This is a genomic window from Couchioplanes azureus, from assembly GCF_014648355.1.
Taxonomy (GTDB): domain Bacteria; phylum Actinomycetota; class Actinomycetes; order Mycobacteriales; family Micromonosporaceae; genus Actinoplanes; species Actinoplanes azureus.
Genome location: NZ_BMQY01000019.1, coordinates 1 through 22,560, shown reverse-complemented (window position 1 = coordinate 22,560; position 22,560 = coordinate 1). Strand labels below are relative to the sequence as shown.

The window sequence follows — 22,560 nt, the reverse complement described above, 5'->3', positions numbered from 1 at the left end:
CCGGCCGGCCGCGGTGCGTCAGCCGGCCGCGCAGGCCCCGAGGAAGCCTTCCGCGCCGAGCCACGCCTCGCATGCCTGCGCCCAGCGGGCCGTGTGCGGGATGTGGACGTCGCCGTGCTCGCCGTACGCGACGCCGTTCGCCAGGCCCAGCCCGTGCCGGCCGCGCGGGTAGATGTGCAGCTCCACCGGGATGCCGGCGTCGAACAACGCGGACGCGTACGCGAGCGCGTTCGGGAAGCCGGGCGGGTCCTCGGCGGTGGCCCACAGGAACGTGGGGCAGGTGCCGGCGTCGATGTTCCTCGCCGGGGACAGCTCCCCGCGCAGCTCCATCCGCCCGTCGAGGATCCACTCCACCGGCTCGTCCGGCAGCAGGTACAGGTCCGCCGGGGAGTAGGCGAGGACGGCGAAGTCCGGGCGCGGCGGCGGACCGGCGAGCCGTTCCGTCGACAGCACCGTGCCGGTCGCCAGCAGGCCGGCGAGGTGCCCGCCGGCGCTCGAACCGATGACGCCGACCTGGTCGCCGACCGTCAGCCCGTGCCCGCCCCGGCGGATCCACTCCAGGGCCGCACGGCAGGATTCGAGCGGTGCGGGAAAACGGTGGTCGGTCATCAGCGGGTACCGCAGAACGAACGCGTGCAGGCCGATGCCGCTCAGCCAGCGGGCGTAGCCCTCGCCCTCGTGCTCGGCGTGGAACCGGTAGGCGCCGCCCGGCAGCACCAGCACGGCCGGGCGCGGACCGCGGAAACGCTCGTCCGCGGGGTAGGTGGTGATGTCGGGTTCGCCGGCGGCATGCTCGCGCCGGGCGCTGGACGTTCCGGTGGTCGTGTCAGTGGTCATCTGTCCCTCTCGTCGCAGGTGACGACGAGGCGGCGACAGCAGGGCGCCGGAGATCCGTGCGAGCTACTAGCCGGGGCAGCGCGCACCCATCCGGCGCGGCGGGCGCCGGGGTGGGAGCGAGAAAAGAATTCCGGATAGGCCCGACCGGTGAGCGACGCGCATCGCGCGTCACCGCTCAGCGGCGGCTGATGTCACTGCCTCCATCGTGTCGGCCCATCCGGGGCACGCCGCAATGCTAGCGATCATCACCGCCGCCGTCCACACTCACCCCTGTGACGAACCTTCCCCGGGCGCCTGCCGGCGGGCGTACTCGTCCTTCTCGGCCTGGCTGCGCTCGACGCAGAACTCGTTGCCCACCGGGTCGGCCAGCACGATCCAGCCGCGGCCGTCCGGCCGACGCTCGTCGGAGACCAGCTTCGCGCCCAGGCGCAGCAGACGCTCGTACTCCTCGTCGCGGGTGGTGGACGGCTCGATGTCGAGGTGCACCCGGTTGCGCTCCGCACCCTTGGCGTCGGGCACCCGGATGAACAGCATCATCGGCCCGCCCTCCACGGCCGGCAGCAGACCCACCTCGTCGTCGCCGCGCTCGTCCTCGGGGTGCACCGGGCAGCCGGTCACCGCGCTCCAGAACTCGGCCAGGTCGTACGGCTCGTACGGCTCGGCGCAGTTCACCGTGATGTGCCGGATGGCGGACGGCATACGTTTCTCCTCGATCGACGAGCTCTAGTGTTCAGTACGGCAGGGTGTTCAGGCGCAGGGCCGCCCGGCGGGCCGAGGGGGCCCGATCTCCGGCCGGCGCCGGGCCGCGGCGGAACAGCCGGCCGCCGAAGCGCAGCCAGGCGATCTCGCCGCGCTCGCGCACGAAGTCGACCCGGGTGTGCGCGGGCGCGCCACCCGGGTCGAGCACCAGCGCGTAGTCCTTGCGGTAGAAGGCCAGCCGGCCGGCCTCGGCACCGCCGAACCGGATGCTCAGCCCGCCGGCGTCGGGGACCAGGTCCAGGGCGATGGCCACGGTGGCGCCGTCCGGGCCGATCTGCTCGCCGGAGTACGTACCCGCATAGGGCGCGAGGGCCGACCCGCTCAGCGTGCGCGGCACCGCCCGGAGGTTGTGCACACCGGCGAAGCGTGCGAGCGCCCAGTCGTCGGCGAACAACTCGGCGACCAGCGCCGGACCGGTCTCCGCGTTGGTCAGGACGGTCAGCGCGAAGTCGCGCTCCGGCACCATCAGGAAGCCGGAGTGCTGCCCGGTCCAGTCGCCGCCGTGCTGGACCACGACGGGCCCCTCGGCGGTCGGCCGCAGCATCCAGGTGACGCCGAAGCCGTCGACCTCCACGAACAGCGTGCCGCCGGGGCCCGGGCGCGACTGCATCCGGCGGATCGACTGCCGCGTGAGCAGCCGGCCGCCGTGGCCGAGGTGGAAGTTCGCCCAGCGGAGCTGGTCGCGGGCGCTGGAGATGAGGCCGCCGGCCGGGTTCAGGCTGCGCCAGACGCGGAAACCCTCCGGGTACGCGACGGGCCCGCCGGTCTCGTCGTACACATGGGACATGGCCACCACCGCGCCGGGCAGCTCGGCCAGGGTGAACGCGCTGTGCCGCAGGCGCAGCGGGTCGAGCACGAGAGACCGCACGGCCCGCTCGTACGGGTCCCCGGTGACCACCTCGATCAGCCGCCCGGCCAGGCCCAGCGCGGCGTTGTTGTACGCCATCACCCGTCCCGGCGGGGTTAGCTGCGGCAGCCGGGACATGTCAGCCACGTACCGGGCGAGCGCGTCGTCGCCCTCGCCGGTGTCGAGGAAGAAGTCGCCGAGCCAGCCGGCGCTGTGGTCGAGCACCTGGCGCACGGTCACCCGGGTCGACGCCGCCGGGTCGCCGGTGCGGAAGTCCGGCAGATAGCTGCGGACCGTACGGTGCAGATCGAGGTCTCCCCGCTCGACCAGGCGCATGACGGCGGTGCCGGTGAAGGTCTTGCTGGTCGAGCCGACCCGGAAGACGGTGTCCTCGTCCACCGGCCGGGGGTCGTCCACGTTGGTCACGCCGAAGCCGCCGGCGTAGTCGACGCCCCGCAACCGCAGGCCGTAGGCCACGCCCGGGATCCGGTAGGCGGCCATGCCGGCCTGGATCTTCTCCTCCAGCTCGCGCACGGCCCGCGGCTTGGCGGCCGCGCTCGCGGACCGGCTTCCGGCGAGCGCGGCCGCGCCCCCGGCCGCCGTGGCACCAAGGAGCGTGCGGCGGGACAGCGTCAGATTCTTCGGCATCGCCTCACTCTATGCACAGTGGTCAATCACGCGCAGGGCGCAGCAGCACCGCGCCCAGGACCGCGGCGGTCAGGACGATGCCGGTCGCGGCGGCGAATCCGGCGTCGTACCCGCCGTCCAGGGCGGTGAGGCGGTCGGCGCCCCGGCCGAGCAGGTCGGCGCTGCGGGCGGCGGCGGCCGTCGCGAGCACCGCGAGGCCGAGGGCGCCACCGACCTGCTGCACGGTGTTGTTGACGCCCGAGGCCAGTCCCGAGTCCTCCGGGCCCGTTCCCGACATCGCGATGGTGACCAGCGCGGGGAAGGCGAGGCCGCCGCCGACGCCCAGGCAGAGCAGCGCGGGCAGCACGTCGGTCAGGTAGTCGCCGCCGACGCCCGCGCGGCCGAGCAGCGCCAGCCCGGCGGCGATGAGCACCAGGCTGGTCACGGCGACCCGGCGCGGGCCGAAGCGGGCGTTGAGCGGCGCGGAGGCGCCGACCGAGAGCAGGCCGATGGTCACGGAGACCGGCAGGTAGGACAGGCCGATCTGCACCGGGGTGTAGCCGAGCACCAGTTGCAGGTAGAGCGAGCCGAGGAACATCTGCGCCAACATGCCGGCGAGCATCAGGCCGAGCACGAGGTTGCCACCGGAGAAGCTGCGGGAGCGGAACACGCGCAAGGGCAGCAGCGGCGTGCGCGCGGTCGCCTGCCGCACGAGGAACGCGCCGAGGAGCACGAGCGCCACGGCTCCGGACGTCAGCGTGTGCCCCGAGCCGAGGCCGCGGTCGGTCGCCCCGACGATCGCGTACGAGCCGATCATGAGTGCCCCCGTGACCAGCACCGCACCGGTCGCATCGGCGCCGTGGCGCAGGCCGGGGCCGCGGTCGTCCGCCAACGACCGGAGGCCGGCCAGCACGACGAGGGCGCCGAGCGGGACGTTGACGAAGAAGATCCAGTGCCAGCTCAGCGCCTCGGTGAGGACGCCGCCGAGGAGCAGCCCGGCCGATGCTCCACCGGCACCCACGAAGCTGTAGACGCCGATCGCCCTGCCGAGCTCGCGGGGGTCGGGGAAGAGCGTGACGATCATGCCCAGGATGACGGCGGAGGTGATCGCGCCGCCGGCGCCCTGGACGAAGCGCGCGACGATCAGCATGGTCCGGTCCGTGGCCAGGCCGCACCACAGCGAGGCCAGCACGAACACCGCGATGCCGGTGAGGAAGACGCGCCGGCGGCCGACGAGGTCGCCGATCCGGCCGGCCAGCAGCAACAGCCCGCCGAACGGGATCAGGTAGGCGTTGACCACCCAGGTCAGGTCCGCCGCCGGGAACGCGAGGTCCGCCTGGATCGACGGCAGCGCCACGGTGACGATTGTCTGATCCAGAATGATCATGAGAAACCCGGCGCAGAGCACGGCGAGCGCCGCCCATCGTGAGCGCCGGACCGCAGGTGCGGTGCTGGTCATGAAGGTGCCTCCAATAGGGAACTGTTTGTTACAGCAGCCATGATGTGTGACCATGGGGCCGCGCGTAAGGAGGCACATTCATGTCACAGCGGAACATCTGTGTGTCCGACCAGGTCGTTCACGCCAAGGCCTGCACGGTCCGCGAGGTCCTCGACCGGGTCGGCGGCAAGTGGAGCATCGGCGTGATCATCGAGGCGAGCCAGGCGCCGGTGCGCTTCACGGAGCTGGAACGCAGAATCACCGGGATCAGCCGGCGGATGCTCACGCTGACCCTGCGCAACCTGGAACGCGACGGCCTGCTGACCCGCACCGTGTATCCGACGGTGCCACCGAAGGTGGAGTACACGGCCACGGACATGGCGCGCGAGCTCTACGACTCCCTGGTCACGCTGACCGAGTGGGCGGACCGGCACCGGGAGGCCATCGCCGCGTCCCGGGAGGCCTACGACCGCGGCCGCACGACGGCCGGCGCGACGGCGCCCGGCGCGGGCTAGCCTTCGCGCAGGCTGAGCACTTCGTGCACGACGTCGTGCACCGGCGTCGGGGTGCCCGTGCGGGCACCCAGCCGTACGACCGCGCCGGTCCAGGCGTCGAGCTCGGAGCGCCGGCCGGCCCTGATGTCGCGGTGCAGCGACGTCGTCCCCTCGGCCGGCTGCTGGTCGACGAACGCCATGGTTCTCGCCACGATGTCGTCCGGCAGCGCGACGCCGTGGGCCCGGGCGAGCGCTTCGATCTCGGCCATCGCGGCCCGCAGGAGCCGGCGCGTGCCCGGCCGTTGCCTCAGGACCCCGAAGGTCGCGTCGGTGACCGCTCCGAGGCCGCCGGAGGGCACCACGAACAGGAACTTCGCCCACAGGTCGGCCCAGATGTCGGCCGGCGGTGTCGTCGCGATGCCGGCGCCGGTGAGCGCGGCGCGGATCCGCTCGGCCCGCTCGGTCGGCCGGTTGTCCCATTCGGCGAGGTCGAGCGCGCCCGGGCCACCGACGTGACGCACCGTGCCGGGTCCGGCGAGCATGGCGATCACCTTGGCGACGCCGGGCAGGACCGCGGGCCGGCCGACCGCCTCGGCGACCCGGTGCGGGGCCTCGACGCCGTTCTGCACGGTGATGACGGCGGTGTGCGGGCCGGCGAGCGGCGGCAGCGCGGCGAGTGCCTCGTCGAGCTGCCAGGTCTTGACCGCCAGCAGGACGGCGTCGACGGCGCCGACGGTGTGCGGGTCGCCGGTGGCACGGACGGGGGTGACCGTCGCCGTGCCGTCGACGCCGATCGTCGTGAGCCCCGCGCCGCGCAGGGCCGCCAGATGGGCGCCCCGGGCGAGCAGTGTGACGTCGTGGCCGGCGCGGGCGAGCCTGCCGCCGAGATACCCGCCGAGGCCCCCGGCCCCAATGACGGCGAACTTCATGACAACCTCCGAGACGGGTGAGCGCCGCCCACACGCTACCGGTTCGACCGGTAACAGGAGGAGGTGATCTTTGTTACTCCTTCAAGTGGTAACGTGGTCGCCGTGACGTTCCGTTTCCACGGCGGCCGGCCGTCGGTGAATCTCACGGCGACCGTGGGCGAGCGCTGGCGCGACGGTGGGTTCGAGCGCCTCACCGAGCCGGCCGCACTGGCCCGATGGTTCACCGGGGCCGGGCTGGCCGGGCGGGCACCGCACTGCTCGCCGGCCGACCTCCGCCACGCCCGCGAGCTGCGGGAGGCCATCTACCGGCTGATGCTGGCCCGGATGGGCCGGTGCCGCCCGGCGCCGGACGACGTCGCCACGGTGAACGCCTGGGCAGCGAAGCCGCCGCCGGCGGTGGAGCTGCGCCCGGAAGCGGGCGGACTGCGCGCCGAGCCGGCGTGGGTGACGGCACCCGCCCTGCTCGCCCAGCTGGCCCGCGACGCCGTGGAGGTCATCGGCGGCGACGCCGGGCAACGGCTGCGCGAATGCGACAACCCCCGGTGTTCGCTGCTCTTCGTCGACACCTCACGGGCGGGCGCCCGGCGCTGGTGCACCATGAGCGCCTGCGGCACCCGCGACAAGATGGCGCGGTACCGCTCGGCCGGCACCTGATCGGCCGCGGGCGCGGCCGGCCACCGCGAGGCGGACGGCCGGCCGCGCCCGGTCGGCGGGTGGCGCGTCCCGCGAGCGGGCGGCGCGCCGGGTCAGCGGGTGGCGCGTCCGGTGAGCTTGTCGCGGAGCCGGTCGACCAAGCCCACGCCGGGCCCCACCAGCTTGTGGAACAGCTCGTTGTTCGGAGCGCCGGGGTGCGGCCGGGTGGGCGCCAGCTTCTTCGCGGTCTCCACCTTCTCGGCCAGCTCGGTGAGCTCCTCCCGCGGGATGCGGCGCCGCAGCTCGGGGAACTGCTCGGCCTCCTCGTCCTGCACGTGGTCGGTCAGGATCGCCTCGAGCCGGCGCAGCGCCTCCTCGAACTCCGCGCTGGAGACGTCGAGGTCCTCCAGCTTCTTCATCGCCTCCTCGAGCTCCTTGTGCTCCTCCACGTCGTGCTCGACGGCCTTGTCGCCCTCGGGCAGGTGCTTGCGCATGGCCGGGTAGACGTACATCTCCTCGGCGACGGCGTGGCGCACCAGCTCGCTGATGGCGGTGTCGGTCAGGTCTCGGCGGATCATCGGGTCCGTGATCGTCCAGATCTCGCCGATCAGGGCGGTCACGTCGCGGTGGTCGGCGGTGAGGACGTCGATGACGTCCCGCTCGCCGGCGGGGGTGGTGGTCATGAATCCTCCATGGTTGCCGTCCGGAACGGAACACGTGCGGTCTACCCGCTTCCGCACCGCCTACACCCTCCCTGCAGGACACTGCCGGGAAGCCCTACCCGCGCGGCGCCTGTGCCAGGGGACGGCCAGGAATCGGCCAGCGCACGGTCAGAACGGTCCCCGGCACCCATCCGCCGGTCACCGGGGCGCGTACCGCACGGCACACGGAGCAGCAGAGGAGCAGCCCATGCGCAAGGCCGTCATCACCGCCGCCGCCGGATTCGCCCTGGTACTCACCGCCGGGACCGCCGTCGCCAGCGCCAAGGACCGCGACGAGCGGCGCGTCGCCGTACCGGCGGCACCGGCCCGGCCGTCCTTCGACCTGGAGATCGACCCTGAGCTCGACGCCCGGTTCGGGCCCCGCCGGGTCAACGCCACCCAGGCCGCCGCCATCGTCGAGAACGCCTTCCCCGGCGCCCGCGTCACCGAGGCCGAGCTCGACGAGGCCGGCGGCGCACCCATCTGGGAGATGAAGTTCGAGCGCAACGGCCGGGAGGGCGAGGTCGACGTCGACGCCACCACCGGAGCGCTGCTGGCCGACGACTGACCGATCGGAGCGTGCCTTCGCCACCGGCCCCGCCGGGACCTCGCTCAAGCCCAACTCAACGCCGGAGAGACCGGGCGGCTCGGACGGTTACCGTGTGAACAGTCATACGGGGAGGCCGACATGGAGCACGGGACACGGTATGCGGACCCCCGGGATCCCGTCCCGGCGGCGCGGCCCGGGTTGCGGATCCTGCCGCCCTACGAGGAGCAGATCGGCGGCACCGGCCCGGACGTGCTCCGGGTGCTCGTCGTCGGGTCGGCGCCGCTGATCCGCGGCGGGCTGCGGGCGGCGCTCGATCAGCACGACGACCTGGTCACGGCGGGCGAGTGCGAGCCTGCCGGCGTCGCCGGCGCGGTCGCGGCCCGCTCGCCGGACGTGCTGCTGCTCAACCTCGGCGGCGAGGACGCCAGGGCGTGCGCCGACGCGGCCGCCGCCGCGCACGCCGCGGCGCCGGGCCTGCGGGTGGTCGCCCTCGAATGCGCGGGCGTGCCGGTGCCCCCCGGCGTGGACTGCACGCTGCCGCCGTTCGTCACGCCCGCGCATCTCGCCTCCGCGATCCGCATGGTCGCCGCCGGATACCAGGTCCGCTGGCCGGACACGCCCGCCGCCGCGCGCCCGGAGGCCGCGCGGCCGGCCGCCGACGGGCTGAGCCGGCGGGAGCGCGATGTGCTGGCCCTGATCGCCCGGGGCCTGTCGAACGCGGAGATCGCGCGGACGCTGACGCTGTCCGAGCACACGGTCAAGACGCACGTGCAGAACCTGCTGGGCAAGCTGGACGTCCCGAACCGGCTGCACGCGGTCATCCACGCGTACGAGTCGGGTTTGTGCGGGCGGGACAGCTGACGCCGCCCCGCCCGCCGGCTCAGCCGCTGCGCTCGCGGATCAGTGCCGCCAGCCGGTCCAGGCCGTCGTCGATCTCATCCGCCCGGACCGCGCTGCTGGACAGCCGCAGCTGATACTCCCCGCCGTCGCCGTGGTAGAAGTGGCGCATCGGCGTGAACAGCACCCCGTGCCGCTCGGCCGCGTGGTGCAGCAGGGCGTCGTCGACCGGGAACCCGACGGTGACGACCGTGAAGAAGCCACCCGCCGGCCGGTTCCACCGCACGCCCGGCACGCCGGTGAGGCGGGCCGCCAGCCCCTCGCCGATGCGGCGCAGTCCGGCCAGGTACTGCCCGGTCACCCGGCGGGTCGACGCGACCAGGCTGCATCCGTCCTCGAGGAGCTTGCCGCCGATCACCGCCTGGGCGATCGGTGAGGTGTTCACCGTCAGCATGCTCTTGAGCTTCGCCAGCTCGTCGGCGAGCAGGCCGCCGCCGCGCACCGGCTGGTCGGCGACCGCGTAGCCGATGCGGGCGCCGGGCAGCACGGTCTTGGCGAAAGAGCCGACGTACACCACCACGCCGTGGCGGTCCAGCGCCTTGAGGGTCGGGGGCCGGGTGGCCGCCGGCTGGAACATCCCGTACGGGTTGTCCTCGATCAGCAGCAGCTCGTGCTCGGCGGCGAGGTCGAGCAGGCGCCGCCGGACGTCCACGGGCATGCTGGTCCCGGTCGGGTTGGCGAAGTCGGGCACCAGGTACAGCGCGCGGGGGCGCCGGCCCGCGTCGCGGGCCCCGGCCAGCACCCGCGCCAGGTCGTCCAGGTCGACGCCGGTGCCGTCGTCGCGGACGCCGTGCACGGGCACCCCCACCAGCCGGGCGGCGCCGGTGAAGCCGACGTACGTCGGGTCGGCCGCGAGCACCACGTCCCGCTCGTCGGCGGCGAGCGCGCGCAGAAGCAACACCATCGCCTCCTGCGCGCCGGAGGTGATGACGACCGCCTCCGGGTCGGTCACGATGTCCTCGTCCCGGGCGAGGGCGCGGGCGACCAGGTCGTGCACGATGCCCTTGGTACGCCCGTACTGCAGCAGCTCGGCACGCACCTGCCGGTCCGTGTAGCCGCGGTCCCGGGCCAGATGGGCGCAGTAGAGGTCCAGGTACCGGTGCACGTCGGCGACCTCGATGCCCTCGTCGGCGGGCCGGCCGGCGGCGAACGAGATGGCGCCCGGGTGCCGGGCGGAGACCTCGTTGAGCAGGTTCATCGAGGTCATGGCGGGATCGGCGAGGCTGGGGTGCAGGCCGTCGACGACGGCCCGCACCCCGCTCAGCAGGCCCGTGCTCACGGCCGGCTCAGGGCGCCGCTGCGCTCGAGCTCGACCGCCTCGTACAGCGCCTTGACGTTGCCGCTACCGAAGGTCTGCGCCCTCAGGCGCTCGATGACCTCGAAGAACAGCGTGCGCCGGGGATGGGTGGAGCTGGTGAAGATCTGGTACAGCTGCCCGTCATGGTCCTCGTCGGCCAGGATCCCCCTTTCGCGCAGCTCCGGCAGGGTGTGCGCGAGCGGTTCCAGGCGGGAGGTGAGCAGCTGGTAGTAGGCCGCCGGCGGGTCCAGGAAGGACACGCCGCGGGCCCCGAGCGCGCCCACGGCCGCGACGATGTCGCCGGTGGCGAAGGCGACGTGCTGCACGCCCGGCCCCTGGTGGTGGGCGAGGAACTCGTCGATCTGCCCCGGCGTGGCGGCCGGGTCCGGCTCGATCAGGGTGAAGGTGACCCCGCCCGATGCGCTCTGCACCGCGGTGGAGTTCATCGCCTGCTCCCCCACCGCGATCCGCTCCTCGAAGATCGCCGCGAAGCCGAGCGACTCGTAGAACCGCACGGTGGGTGCCAGCCGGCCGGCTTCCAGGCAGACCGCGAAGTGGTCGACGGCGCTCAGGTGCCCGGCGGCACCGGCGTGCGACCCCCACGGCCCGAAGCCCGGCAGGCGCCTGCCGTCCTCGCGGGCCGGCGGCTGCACATAGGTGTGCAGCACGTCGCCGAAGGCGCCGATCCGGGCCGTCACCCATCCGTCCTGGCTGCGCGGCGGCGCGACCGGGCGGGCACCGGCGGCGACCGCGTGCGCGTACGCCGCCGCGGCGTCGCCGGTGCGCAGCGCGATGTCGCCGACCCCGGCGCCGTGCCGCTCGACGTACCCGGTGGCCGGATGCCCCGCGGTGCGCCCCTCGGTGACCACCACGACGATCTCGCCCTGGTCGAGGACGATCGATCGGTGATCCGGCGACTCCTGCGTGCCCCGCGGGGTGAAGCCGTAGTGGTCGGTCAGTTCGGCCGCCTGCGCCGCGGCGTCCGGCGCGTACAGCTCGATGTGATTCACGCTGATTGCGTTCATGACAGTCTGTCTCCGATCAACGGGCGGTGATGACGCTGAAGTGGGACTCGGGAAGGGCACGAACCGACTCGACCGCCCAGCCGGCGTCGGTGAGCAGGTCGGCGAACTCGGCCCGGGTGCGTTCCCGCCCGCCGGTGAGCACCATCATGCCGAGATCACTCCATTTGCTCGGGTGCCAGTCGTTGCCGGGTGGCACCAGCATCTCGACGATGTGCAGGCGGCCGCCGGGCCGCAGCGCGGCGCGGCTGCGGGCCAGGATCGTGCGGGCCTGCTCGTCGGTCCAGTCGTGCAGCACGCTGCAGAGCAGGTGCGTGTCGGCCCCCTCGGGCACCGCACGGAAGAAGTCGCCGGCGACCAGGCGCATCCGGTCGGCGGGCCGCACCACGTCGATCACGGCCGGCCGGTCGAAGAGCACGCCCTCGACGTGCGGCGCGGTGTCCAGCACCGTGCCGAGCACGTAGCCGTCGCCGCCGCCGATGTCCATGACGACCCGGCTGTCGCGCCAGTCGACCACGGACGCGAAGCGCGGATAGGTACGGCTCACCCGCTCCCGCATGCGGCGCAGGAACAGCCGGTTGGCCTCCGGGTCGTGGTCCTTGTGGGCGAAGAACTCGCCTCCGCTCGAGTCCCCGAAGACCGACCGGTTGTCGCGTACGGTGTCGCCGGCGCGCAGCCAGGCCCGTTGCGAGTCGGCGTTGACCACGCAGGCCCAGGCGCTGGAGGGGTGCCGGGAGCACAGTCGCTGGCCGGCCGCGGTGAGGTGGAAGGTGGCGTCGGTGCTTTCCCACACCAGCCGGACGCTGGCGAGCGCCCGCATCAGCCGGTAGAGCGCCTCGGGATGGGCGCCGACGCGTTCGGCCAGCTCGGCGGTGCTCAGCGGGCCGTCGGCCAGGGCGTCACCGATGCCGAACTCGGCGGCGAGCCGCAAGGCGTGCGGCAGCACCGCGACGCAGCTGTCGTCGACGAGGGTCAGGTAGTCGCCGAGGACCGCGCTGGACAGTTCACTCACGGTCGCCACCGGCGCCCGCCATCGCCTCGACCAGGCTGCGCGGGCGCAGATCGGTCCAGGTCGCGTCGATGTGGTCGAGGCAGGCCTGCCGGTCCGCGGCGCCGAAGCTCACGGTCCAGCCGGCCGGCACCTCGGCGAAGACCGGCCACAGCGAGTGCTGGCCCTCGTCGTTGACGAGCACGTAGAACTCGGCCTCGTCGTCGTCGAACGGGTTCGTCATGACAGTTTCCCTTCCTGGGGCGTGGCCTGATCGGGTCCGTCAGGCCGGGGGGTCGGTGTCGAGCACGCGGGCCACCTCGGCCAGCGCGGAGGGCCGGGTCATGCCGCCGTGGTTGGCGTCGACGGCGTGGTCGGCGATGGTCCCGGTGACGAAGCGGCGCCAGGCCTCGGCGGTGGGGCTGCCGGCGTCGCGGCCACGGGCGGCGGTGAAGAAGGTGAGGTCGCCGTCGTACCGGGAGATGCGGTGGTCGCGCATCAGCCGGCTGTTGTTGGTGAAGACGGCGAGCATCGCGTCGATGTCGGCGCCCGCCAGGTTCGCCAGGGCGCTGCCCTCGGCGCGCAGCACCTCCCGGACGCTCTCGCGGGTCAGCGGCCGCGAGCCCAGCGCGTCCGGGGACTGTCCGACGGCGTTGAGCAGGAGTTGCAGGATCTGCCTCTCGGTCAGCTCGACACCCTCCTCCCAGGTGTCCGGGAACGCGTCCAGCAGGGCGAGCCGGGCGACCCGGGCCCCGCCCTCGCGCAGCCGCACGGCGACCGCCTGGGCGACCAGGCCGCCGAAGGACCAGCCGAGCAGGTGGTAGGGGCCCTCGGGCCGCACCCGCCGGATCTGCTCGGCGTAGTCGGCCGCCATCTCGTCGATCGAGGCGGGCAGGGCACCGCGGCCGTCGAGGCCGCGGGCCTGCAGGGCCACGACGGGCCGGTCGGTGAGGTGCTGCAGCAGTCCGGAGTAGATCCAGCCGATGCCACCGGCCGGGTGCACGCAGAACAGCGGCGGCCGGCTGCCCCCGGAGCGCAGCGGCAGCACCACGTCGAACGGGTCGGTGGCGACGCCGGCGTCCAGCCGCTCGGCCAGGGCCGCGACGGTCGGCGCCTCGAACAGGTCCCGGATGCCGACCCGGACCCCCAGCTCGGCGGTGATCCGCCCGGCGAGCCGGGCCATCAGCAGCGAGTGACCGCCCAGATCGAAGAAGTCGTCGTCGCGGCCCACCCGGTCGACGCCGAGGGTACGGGCGAACAGCCGGCACAGGATCTCCTCCCGGGGCCCGACCGGCCCGGCCGCCGCGGCGACCGTGACCGGGTGCGGGGCCGGCAGGGCCGTGCGGTCGAGCTTGCCGTTGCCGGTCAGCGGGAGCCGGTCCAGGCTCACGTACGCCGACGGGATCAGGAACTCCGGGAGCGACGTCGCCAGGTGCGCCCGGAGCCCCGCCGGGTCGGGGCGCGCGGCGCCCGGGACGATGTACGCGACCAGCCGCGGGCCGGCCGCCCGGTCCCGCCGCACCACCACGGCGGCCCGGGTGACGTCCGGGTGCCGGGCGAGCGCCGCCTCCACCTCGCCGGGCTCGACCCGGAAACCGCGCAGCTTCACCTGGTCGTCGGCGCGGCCGGCGAAGTGCAGCACCCCGTCGGCGGTGCGGCGGACCAGGTCACCGGTCCGGTACATGCGCTCGCCCGGAGCGCCGTGCGGGTCGGCGACGAACCTTTCCGCGGTCAGCGCGGACCGGCCGACGTAGCCGCGGGCCAGGCCGGCCCCGGCCAGATACAGCTCGCCCACGACGTTCGCCGGCACCGGGCGGAGGCGCTCGTCGAGCACGTACGCCCGGACGCCCGCCAGCGGCCGGCCGATCGGCACGGTGTCCGGGACCTCGCCGGCGTCCCGCAGCGTCAGCGCGGTGACGCCGAGCGTCGTCTCGGTCGGGCCGTAGAGGTGCTGCACGACGGTTCCCGGGCAGCGCTCCAGGACCCGGCGAACGGCGCTGGCGGAGACCACGTCGCCGCCGGTCCAGACCTCGCGCACGCCGGCGAAGCAGTCCGGGTACTCGTCGGCGAGCAGGCCGAACAGCCCGGCGGTGAGCATCACGCAGGTCACCGCGCCGTCGCGGATCGCCTCGCTGAGGTCGGCGCCGTCGAGGTCCCCGGCCGGGGCGACGACGATCTCCGCGCCGGTGAGCAGCGGCATCCACAGCTCGTAGGTGGAGATGTCGAAGGCGTACGGGGAGTGCATCAGCACCCGCTCGCCCGGACCGGAGCGCCAGCAGGGGTCGGCGACCAGCTGGAGCACGTCGGCCTGGGTGACGCCGATGCCCTTCGGAGCGCCGGTGGAGCCGGAGGTGAACATGACGTACGCGAGCGCGTCCGGGCCGGTCCCGGCGGGCAGGCCGGCGTCGGGCGCCGGGCGGTCCCCGGGGTGGACGTGGACGCACGCCTCGGCGCCGGGCACCGGGTCGTCCCCGACGACGATCCGGGCGCCGGTCTCCCGGAGCACCGTCCGGATCCGCTCGGCCGGGAAGCCGCCGTGCAGGGGCACGTACGCCGCGCCGGCCGCGACGACCGCGAGGGTGGCGACGACCAGCTCGGGCGATCGGCGCACCCGCACCGCGACGGCGTCCCCGGGGCGCACGCCGTGCGCGACCAGGCGGCGGGCCAGCCGGTCCGCGCGCTGCGCCACCTCGCGGAAGGTGAGCACCGTGGCGCCGCTGCGCACGGCGACGGCGTCCGGGGTCCGCCCGGCCTGGGCGGCGAAGGCCTCGGCCAGGCCGCCGGTCACCGCGGGCGCGGGGGAACCGGCGACCGGCGCGGCGCGCTCGCCGGCGGTCCGGACGTCCACCCGGCTGATCGGTGCGCCGGGTGCGGCGACCACGGCGGTCAGCACCGTGCGGAAGCGGTCCGCGAGGGCCTGCGTGGTGGCGGGTGCGAACAGGTCGGTGCGGTACTCGACGACGCCGTCGATGCCCTGCGGGGTGCCGCCGGCGCGGCGCTCGGTGAGGTTCCAGGTGAGGTCGAACTTGGCGACGTCGAGGTCGACCGGCTGGACGCCGGTGTCCAGGCCGGGCAGCGACACGTCGTGCTCCGGGGTGTTCTGCAGCGCCAGCATGACCTGGAACAGCGGGTTGCGCGACAACGACCGCTCCGGCGCCAACCGCTCCACCAGACGCTCGAACGGCAGATCCTGATGCGCGTACGCCGCCAGATCCGTCTCCCGCACCCGACCCAGCAACTGCGCGAACGACGGATCGCCCGACATGTCCGTCCGCAACACCAACGTGTTGACGAAGAACCCGACCAACTCGTCCAACGCCTCATCGGTACGACCCGCGATCGGACTCCCGATCGGCACGTCGTCACCCGCACCCATCCGCGACAACAACACCGCCAACGCCGCCTGCAACACCATGAACAACGTCACGTCATGCTCACGAGCCAGGCGCAGCAACGCCCGGTGCAGCTCGGCGTCGAGGTGGAAGAGAGTCACGTCGCCGACGGCCGTTCCGGCCGCCGTGCGCGGGTGGTCCACCGGCAGGGTGAGCTGGTCGGGCAGGCCGGCCAGTGCCTCGGTCCAGTAGGACAGCTGGCGGCTGAGCAGCCCGTCCGGGTCGTTCTCGTCGAGCAGGTCACGCTGCCAGAGCGCGTAGTCGGCGTACTGCACCGGCAACGGCGTCCACTGCGGAGCGTCCCCGGCGAGCCGGGCCCCGTACGCGGTGCCGAGATCGCGCACCAGCGGGCCGAGCGACCAGCCGTCACCGGCGATGTGGTGCAGCAACAGCAGCACGACGTGGTCCTCGGGGCCGGCCCGGAAGACCGTGGTGCGCAGCGGCAGCTCGGTGGCGAGGTCGAAGCCGTGCCGCACGGCCGCGGACACCGCCGCCCGCAGGCCGCCGGGCGCGACGTCGCGAACCTCGATCTCCGGCCCGGGCTCGGGGACCTCGCGCACCAGCTGGTAGGGCATGCCCTCGTCGTCGGGGAAGACGGTGCGCAGGGTCTCGTGGCGGCGCATCAGGTCGCCGATCGCGGCGCGCAGGGCGGCCAGGTCGAGCGCCCCGGTCACCCGCAGCGGGTACGGCAGGTTGTAGGTGGGGCTCGGCCCTTCCAGCCGGTGCAGGAACCACAGGCGCTGCTGGGCGTACGAGAGGGCGGCGCGCTCACCCCGGCTGCGGGGCGTCAGCGGCGGGCGGCTCACGGCGCCCGCGCCGGTGCGGGCGGCGAGGCCCGCCGGGGTGGGCGTCTCGAACAGGTCGCGCACGGACAGCTCGACGCCGAGGGCGGCGCGGGCCTTGCTGACCAGCCGGGTGGCGAGCAGCGAGTGGCCGCCGAGGGCGAAGAAGTCGTCGTCCACGCCGACGCAGGGCCGGTCCAGCACCTCTCCGAACAGTCCGCACAGGATCTCCTCCTGCGGCGTGGCGGCCGCGTGCCGGACGGCGCCGGCCTCCGGCACAGGCAGCGCGGACCGGTCGAGCTTGCCGTTCGGGGTGAGCGGCAGCGCGTCCAGCACGACCACGGCGGCGGGCACCATGAAGTCGGGCAGCCGGCGGGCGAGCAGGGCCCGCAGCGCCGCCGGGTCGGGCGGGACCGCGGCGTCGTCCGGCACGACGTAGGCCACCAGCACGTCGCGGAGCACGACGGCGGCGCGGCCCACGCCGGGCAGAGCCGCCACGACGTTCTCCACCTCACCCGGCTCGATCCGGAAGCCCCGCAGCTTGACCTGGTCGTCGGCGCGGCCGAGGAAGTGCAGGGAGCCGTCGGCACGCCAGCGGGCCAGGTCGCCGGTGCGGTACATCCGCTCGCCGGGCGGGCCGTACGGGTCGGCGACGAAGCGTGCCGCCGTCAGCCCGGGGCGTTCGTGGTAGCCGCGGGCCACCCCGGCGCCGGAGAGGTACAGCTCGCCGGCGACGCCGGGCGGGACCGGCCGCAGCCGCCCGTCCAGCACGGAGACCCGGGTGTTGGCCAGGGTGCCGTGGATGGAGGCCGCGGCGGGCCAGGCCGCCACCCGTTCCGGCAGGGAGTTGGTGGTGACCGCGTGCGTCTCGGCCGGGCCGTAGACGTTGTGCAGACGGCGGCCGGGCCGGGCGAAGAACTCGCGGACCGCCCGGGTCAGGGTGAGCGCCTCGCCGCCCTGCAGGACGTCGGTCAGGTCGGGCAGGTCCGTCCCGGCCTCCGCGGCGGCCCGGCACAGCGTCTCGACGACGACGTTGGGGGCGAACAACTCGTTGACCCGGTTGTCGGCGAGCCAGCGGACCAGCCGGGCGGGGTCGCGGCGCACGTCCTCCGAGGGCACCGCGAGGGTGCGCCCCGACACGAGGGCGGCGAGGATCTCCTGCACCGAGAAGTCGAACCCGATCGCGGTGTACTGGGCGGTGACCGTGCCGAGGCCGCCGGGGAACCGCGAGACGTGCCAGGTGAGCAGGTTGAGCAGGCCGGCGCAGGGCATCACGACCGCCTTGGGCCGGCCGGTCGATCCGGAGGTGTAGACCAGGTATGCGGGATTGCCCGGCCGCAGCGGCGCGACCCGGTCGGCGTCGCGGGGCGCGGTGGCCGGTGCCCGGCGCAGCGCGGCGCGGACCTCGGCGGAGTCCAGCCGTACGGCGTCCGCCGGGACGCCGGGCATGCCGAGGACGGTGAGCACGCCGTCCGGCGAGCCGTCCGCCAGCAGGTACGCGATCCGCTCGGCCGGATACTCGACGTCGACCGGCAGGTAGGCGGCGCCGGCCTTGAGCGTCGCGAGCAGGGCGACGATCAGGTCCACGCCGCGCGGCAGGACCAGCGCGACGACCGACTCCGGGCCGATACCGCGGGCGGCCAGCAGGTGCGCGAGCCGGTTGGCCCGTTCGTCCAGCTCGGCGTAGGTCAGCTCGGTCCCGGCGGCGCGCAGCGCCACGGCGCCGGGGGCGGCGGCCACCTGCGCCTCGAACAGCTCGGGCACCGTGCCCGCCGGCGGCGGGACGCGGCGGCCCGCGCCGGCGGCGAGCAGCGCCGCGCTGCCCGCGGTGGTGAGCAGCTCCAGCGTGCTGACCGGACGGTCGGGCGCGGAGACGGCGGTGTGCAGGATCCGGGTGAACCACTGCGTCATCGCCTGGACCGTGGGCCGGTCGAACAGGTCGGTCCGGTATTCCAGGGCGCAGGTCACCCCCGCCGGTCCGCCGTCGCGGGTCCGCTCGGCGACGCTCAGGTGCAGGTCGAACTTGGCGATGCCGACGCCGACGGTCTCGAACGCGACGGTCAGGCCGGGCATCCGCAGGTCGCCGTCGGCCGTGCTCTGGAACGCCAGCATGACCTGGAACAGCGGGTTGCGCGACAGCGACCGCTCCGGCGCCAACCGCTCCACCAGACGCTCGAACGGCAGATCCTGATGCGCGTACGCCGCCAGATCCGTCTCCCGCACCCGACCCAGCAACTGCGCGAACGACGGATCGCCCGACGTGTCCGTCCGCAACACCAACGTGTTGACGAAGAACCCGACCAACTCGTCCAACGCCTCATCGGTACGACCCGCGATCGGACTCCCGATCGGCACGTCGTCACCCGCACCCATCCGCGACAACAACACCGCCAACGCCGCCTGCAACACCATGAACAACGTCACGTCATGCTCACGAGCCAGGCGCAGCAACGCCCGGTGCAGCTCAGGGTCCAGCTCGAAGCCGATCGCGTCACCGGCGTGTCCGGCGACGGCCGGACGGGGCCGGTCGGTGGGCAGGTCGATCTGCTCCGGCATGCCGTCGAGGGCCTGCGTCCAGTACCGCATCTGGCGTTCCATCAGGCCCTGCCCGTCGAGCAGGTCACGCTGCCAGAGCGCGTAGTCGGCGTACTGCACCGGCAACGGCGTCCACTCCGGAGCGTCCCCGGCGAGCCGGGCCCCGTACGCGGTGCCGAGATCGCGCACCAGCGGGCCGAGCGACCAGCCGTCACCGGCGATGTGGTGCAGCAGCAGCAACAGCACGTGCTCGCGCGGGCCGAGCCGGTAGAGCCAGGCCCGCAGCGGTGTCTCGCGGGCCAGGTCGAACGTCGAGCCGGCGGCCGTACGCAGCTGGCCGGGCAGCCGCCGCTCGTCGGTGTCCACGAGCGGCAGGTCCGGCGTCGCGGCGGCGGCGTCCAGGATCTCCTGGTACGGCGTACCGTCCTCGGCGGGGTAACGGGTGCGCAGCGCCTCGTGCCGGGCGACCACGTCCGCCAGCGCCTGGCGCAGGGCGGGGTGGTCCACCGGCCCGTGCAGGCGCAGCGGCATCGGAATGTTGTACGTGGCGCCGGGCCCCTCCAGCTCGTCGAGGAACCACAGGCGCTGCTGGGCGAAGGACAACGGGATGCGCGCCGGGCGCTCACCGGCGACCAGCGGCGGCCGGCCGTCCTGGGCGCCGCGCAGGCACGCGGCCAGCCCGGCCGGGGTGGGCGACTCGAACAGGTCGCGGACGGCCAGCTCCACACCGAAGCGTTCGCGGACCGCGCTGAGGATGCGGGTGGCGAGCAGCGAGTGGCCGCCCAGGGCGAAGAAGTCGTCGTCGGCGCCGACCCGGGGACGGCCGAGCACGCGGGCGAAGATCTCGCACAGCGCGGTCTCCTCGGCGTCCCGGGGAGCCCGCCCGGCGGCCGGGGCGGCGGCCGTGCCGGGTGCGGGGAGGGCGGCCCGGTCCACCTTGCCGTTCGGCGTCAGCGGCAGCGCGTCGAGCACCACGATCGCGGTGGGCACCAGGGCGGCGGGCAACCGGTCGGTGAGCCGGGCCCGCACCGCAGCGGGCAGCCCGGCGCGGGTTCCGGACACGGCCGGTTCACGGGTACGCGGCCCGCCCGGTCCCGGGCGGCACAGCCCGTCGAGCGGCCCCGGGTCGGTGGTGAAGACGACGTCGAGGCAGGTGGTGCCCGACCAGGTCACCGCCGTGCGGTAGCCGAGCTCGGCACCGATCGCGGCGAAGCGTTCCGGATCCACACCGGGACCGACCTCGGGGCTCTCGCCGGTGAGCCGGCCGTTGGGCACGTCGCGGACCCGCAGCACGGCCGGCCGCTCGGCGAGGGCGGCGCGCAGCGAGTCCTCGTCGCGCCAGTCCACCGACGGGGCCTCGGCGACCCGCAGCACGCCGGTCGCCTGCTTGTGCAGCACCACGTGGTAGCGGTACCGGGTCAGCTCGTTGTGCGCGGTGCCGCGCTGCAGCTGGATGTCGACCGCCGAGATCTCCGGGCGCCCGGCGGCCAGGTCGTGGAAGTAGTCGGGGTCGACCAGCAGCTCGCGCTCGGCGGCGACGGCCGCCTCGACCGCCCGGGGCAGGTCGGCGGCGGGGGTGCCGCGGCGCATCTCCACCGCGGTCCGCAGCAGCCGCAGCAGCCGCGGGTTGCGCACGTCGCCCACGAGGATGCGGCCGCCGGGGGCCAGCTGGGCCAGCGCCACGTCGAGCACCCGGGTCAGGTAGTCGGCGCCCGGGAAGTACTGGATCACCGAGTTGACGACGACGAGGTCGAAGCCGCCGGGCAGCCCGTCGGCGACGTCGGCCGCCTGGGCGCGCAGGGTCACCACGCCGTCGAGCTCGGGGCGGCCGGACACGACCCTGGTGAGGGCGTCGACGACCCGGGGTGAGAAGTCGGTGCCCCAGTACCGCTCGCACTGCGGCGCCACCTGGGACATGATCAGGCCGGTGCCGACGCCCAGCTCGAGAACCCGGCGCGGGCGCTGCTCGAGGATGCGGTCGACCACCGCCCGGCGCCACTCGCGCATCTCGCCGAGCGGAATGGGCTCGCCGGTGTAGGTGGAGTTCCACCCCTCGAACTCCTCGCCGAACTCGGCGGTGCCGGCGTCGGCGTACACGTCGTCGTAGGTGCGGCGCCACTCCTCGACGCGCTCGTCGTCCGCGGTGTCCGGCCCGGCCGCGACCACATAGCCGACGAGCTCGCCGTCGTGCACCGTGGCCGCGCCCTGCGCCACCTCGGGGCAGCCGGACAGGGCCGCGGCCACCTCACCCAGCTCGACCCGGTGGCCGCGGACCTTGACCTGGTCGTCGCCGCGGCCGGCGAACGTGAGGCTGCCGTCGTGGTGCAGGCGGGCCAGGTCGCCGGAGCGGTACATGCGCGCGCCGGGCGGGCCGAACGGGTCGGCGACGAACCGGTGTGCGGTCAGCGCCGCGCGCCCGAGATAGCCCCGAGCGAGGCCGTCACCGGCGAGATACAGCTCTCCGACGACCCCGGCGGGCACCGGCCTGAGCCACTCGTCGAGCACGTACACGCGGGCGCCCGCGACCGGCGTGCCCAGCGGTGCGACGACGCTGCCGGACAGCGGCCCGCTCATCGTGGCGCAGACGGTGGTCTCGGTCGGGCCGTACGCGTTGATCATGGTGCGGTCGCGGGACCACTCCCCCACCAGATCGGGCGGGCACGCCTCGCCCGCCACGACGAGCGTGCCGTCCCCCGGCCACCGGCCGGCGTCCAGCACCGGCAGCACGGCCGGCGGGAGGGTGGCGTGGGTGACGCCGTGCTCGGCGACGAGCCGGTGCAGCGACTCTCCCGGCAGGAGCCGCTCGGCGGCGGCCAGCACGAGCGTGGCCCCGCACAGCAGGCCCATGCTCAGTTCCCAGTACGCGGCGTCGAAGCTCGGTGAGGCGAACTGCAGCACCCGGCTGCCCGGGCCGACGCCCAGCCGGTCCCGCTGCGTGGCGGCGAGGGCGGACGCGCCGGCGTGCGACACCACCACGCCCTTGGGCCGGCCGGTCGATCCGGAGGTGTAGATGACGTAGGCCGCGCTCTGCGGCGACACCGGCGGCCGCGGGGCCGCGGGCGCGTCCTCGGGCCACGGCAGGTCCACGACGAACACGGGCACGGCGCCGAACCGGTCCGCCGAGGCCTGGTCGGTGAGCACCAGCGCGGGCCGCGCGTCGCCGAGCATGTAGGCGATCCGGTCGGCCGGATACTCCGGGTCCAGCGGCAGGTACGCCGCGCCGGCCTTGAGGATGCCCAGTTGGGCGACGACCAGGTCGACGCCGCGGGGCAGCGCGATCGCCACCAGGTCCTCGGCGACGATGCCCCGCTTGTGCAGGAGCCGGGCCAGCCGGTCGGCGCGCGCATCGAGCTCGGCGTAGGTGAGGGTCCGGTCCTCGTGGACCAGCGCGGGGGCGCCGGGCCGGGCGGCGACCTGCGCGGCGAACAGCTCCGGCACGGTCCTCGGCCCCGGTGCCGGCTCGCCCTCGGCGATCCGGTCGGTGGGGAGCAGGATGTCGTGCCGGCCGACCGGGGCGCCGGGATCCGCGACGCAGGCGGCGAGCAGGGCGCGCAGCCGGTGGCCGAACGCGGCGACCGTGGGCCGGTCGAACAGGTCGGTGTCGAACTCGAAGTCGCCCTCGATGCCGTCGGCGCCACCGTCGGCGGCGCGGCGCTCACGCACCGCCAAGGCCAGGTCGAACTTGGCGAAGTCCACGCGGACGGGCTCGTCCGCCACGGTCAGGCCGGGGAACTCCGGGGCGCCGCCGGGCATGTTCTGCACCACCAGCATTACCTGGAACAGCGGGTTGCGCGACAGCGACCGCTCCGGCGCCAACCGCTCCACCAGACGC

General features: G+C 74.4%; 15 protein-coding genes. 4 read left to right on the top strand and 11 right to left on the bottom strand.

From position 1 onward, the window contains the following. Positions 1-18: 18 nt before the first annotated feature. From IEY99_RS33310 to IEY99_RS33295, 4 genes are all read right to left on the bottom strand, one after another. A complete protein-coding gene (locus IEY99_RS33310) occupies positions 19-837 on the bottom strand; it encodes an alpha/beta hydrolase (RefSeq protein WP_189208106.1) in 819 nt (272 codons plus the stop codon). Positions 838-1,101: 264 nt separating this feature from the next. After that, the gene (locus IEY99_RS33305) at positions 1,102-1,536 is read right to left on the bottom strand and encodes a VOC family protein (RefSeq protein ID WP_189208105.1); all 435 of its coding nucleotides are present in this window, start codon (positions 1,534-1,536) and stop codon (positions 1,102-1,104) included. Positions 1,537-1,567: 31 nt separating this feature from the next. Then, positions 1,568-3,091: a serine hydrolase domain-containing protein gene (locus IEY99_RS33300; RefSeq protein ID WP_189208104.1), complete on the bottom strand. Its 1,524-nt coding sequence runs from the start codon at positions 3,089-3,091 to the stop codon at positions 1,568-1,570. A 22-nt stretch (positions 3,092-3,113) separates the two neighbouring features. Next, complete coding sequence (locus tag IEY99_RS33295) at positions 3,114-4,529, bottom strand: DHA2 family efflux MFS transporter permease subunit (RefSeq protein WP_189208103.1); 1,416 nt, start codon at positions 4,527-4,529, stop codon at positions 3,114-3,116. Between the two features lie 80 nt (positions 4,530-4,609). Here IEY99_RS33295 and IEY99_RS33290 point away from each other — a divergent pair, with 80 nt between their 5' ends. Then, positions 4,610-5,023 carry a winged helix-turn-helix transcriptional regulator gene (locus tag IEY99_RS33290; protein ID WP_189208102.1) on the top strand — a complete coding sequence of 138 codons (414 nt, stop codon included), beginning with the start codon at positions 4,610-4,612 and terminating at the stop codon, positions 5,021-5,023. Here IEY99_RS33290 and IEY99_RS33285 read toward each other — a convergent pair. Further along, positions 5,020-5,931 (bottom strand): 2-dehydropantoate 2-reductase, encoded by a 912-nt coding sequence (locus IEY99_RS33285; RefSeq protein ID WP_189208101.1) that lies wholly within the window; start codon positions 5,929-5,931, stop codon positions 5,020-5,022. The genes IEY99_RS33290 and IEY99_RS33285 overlap by 4 nt on opposite strands. Positions 5,932-6,033: 102 nt before the next feature. Between IEY99_RS33285 and IEY99_RS33280 the strand changes: the two genes are divergently transcribed. Further along, the gene (locus tag IEY99_RS33280; RefSeq protein ID WP_189208100.1) at positions 6,034-6,585 is read left to right on the top strand and encodes a CGNR zinc finger domain-containing protein; all 552 of its coding nucleotides are present in this window, start codon (positions 6,034-6,036) and stop codon (positions 6,583-6,585) included. 92 nt (positions 6,586-6,677) lie between these two features. Here IEY99_RS33280 and IEY99_RS33275 read toward each other — a convergent pair whose 3' ends face one another. Further along, a complete protein-coding gene (locus IEY99_RS33275; RefSeq protein WP_189208099.1) occupies positions 6,678-7,247 on the bottom strand; it encodes a hemerythrin domain-containing protein in 570 nt (189 codons plus the stop codon). A 226-nt stretch (positions 7,248-7,473) separates the two neighbouring features. Between IEY99_RS33275 and IEY99_RS33270 the strand changes: the two genes are divergently transcribed. Together IEY99_RS33270 and IEY99_RS34770 are read left to right on the top strand one after the other, a co-directional pair. Further along, complete coding sequence (locus tag IEY99_RS33270; protein WP_189208098.1) at positions 7,474-7,833, top strand: PepSY domain-containing protein; 360 nt, start codon at positions 7,474-7,476, stop codon at positions 7,831-7,833. A 120-nt stretch (positions 7,834-7,953) separates the two neighbouring features. After that, positions 7,954-8,676, top strand: coding sequence for a response regulator transcription factor (locus IEY99_RS34770; RefSeq protein ID WP_229799493.1), 723 nt, complete (start codon positions 7,954-7,956; stop codon positions 8,674-8,676). A 19-nt stretch (positions 8,677-8,695) separates the two neighbouring features. Here IEY99_RS34770 and IEY99_RS33260 read toward each other — a convergent pair whose 3' ends face one another. From IEY99_RS33260 to IEY99_RS33240, 5 genes are all read right to left on the bottom strand, one after another. Further along, positions 8,696-9,919: an aminotransferase-like domain-containing protein gene (locus tag IEY99_RS33260; RefSeq protein WP_189208123.1), complete on the bottom strand. Its 1,224-nt coding sequence runs from the start codon at positions 9,917-9,919 to the stop codon at positions 8,696-8,698. Between the two features lie 68 nt (positions 9,920-9,987). After that, positions 9,988-11,034 (bottom strand): 4-hydroxyphenylpyruvate dioxygenase, encoded by a 1,047-nt coding sequence (gene hppD, locus IEY99_RS33255; protein ID WP_189208097.1) that lies wholly within the window; start codon positions 11,032-11,034, stop codon positions 9,988-9,990. Positions 11,035-11,050: 16 nt separating this feature from the next. After that, complete coding sequence (locus tag IEY99_RS33250) at positions 11,051-12,043, bottom strand: methyltransferase (RefSeq protein WP_189208096.1); 993 nt, start codon at positions 12,041-12,043, stop codon at positions 11,051-11,053. Next, positions 12,036-12,263 carry an MbtH family protein gene (locus tag IEY99_RS33245; protein WP_189208095.1) on the bottom strand — a complete coding sequence of 76 codons (228 nt, stop codon included), beginning with the start codon at positions 12,261-12,263 and terminating at the stop codon, positions 12,036-12,038. The genes IEY99_RS33250 and IEY99_RS33245 overlap by 8 nt, the downstream gene beginning before the upstream one ends. A 39-nt stretch (positions 12,264-12,302) precedes the next feature. Beyond that, the gene (locus IEY99_RS33240; RefSeq protein ID WP_229799492.1) at positions 12,303-22,544 is read right to left on the bottom strand and encodes a non-ribosomal peptide synthetase; all 10,242 of its coding nucleotides are present in this window, start codon (positions 22,542-22,544) and stop codon (positions 12,303-12,305) included. Between the last annotated feature and the right edge of the window lie 16 nt (positions 22,545-22,560).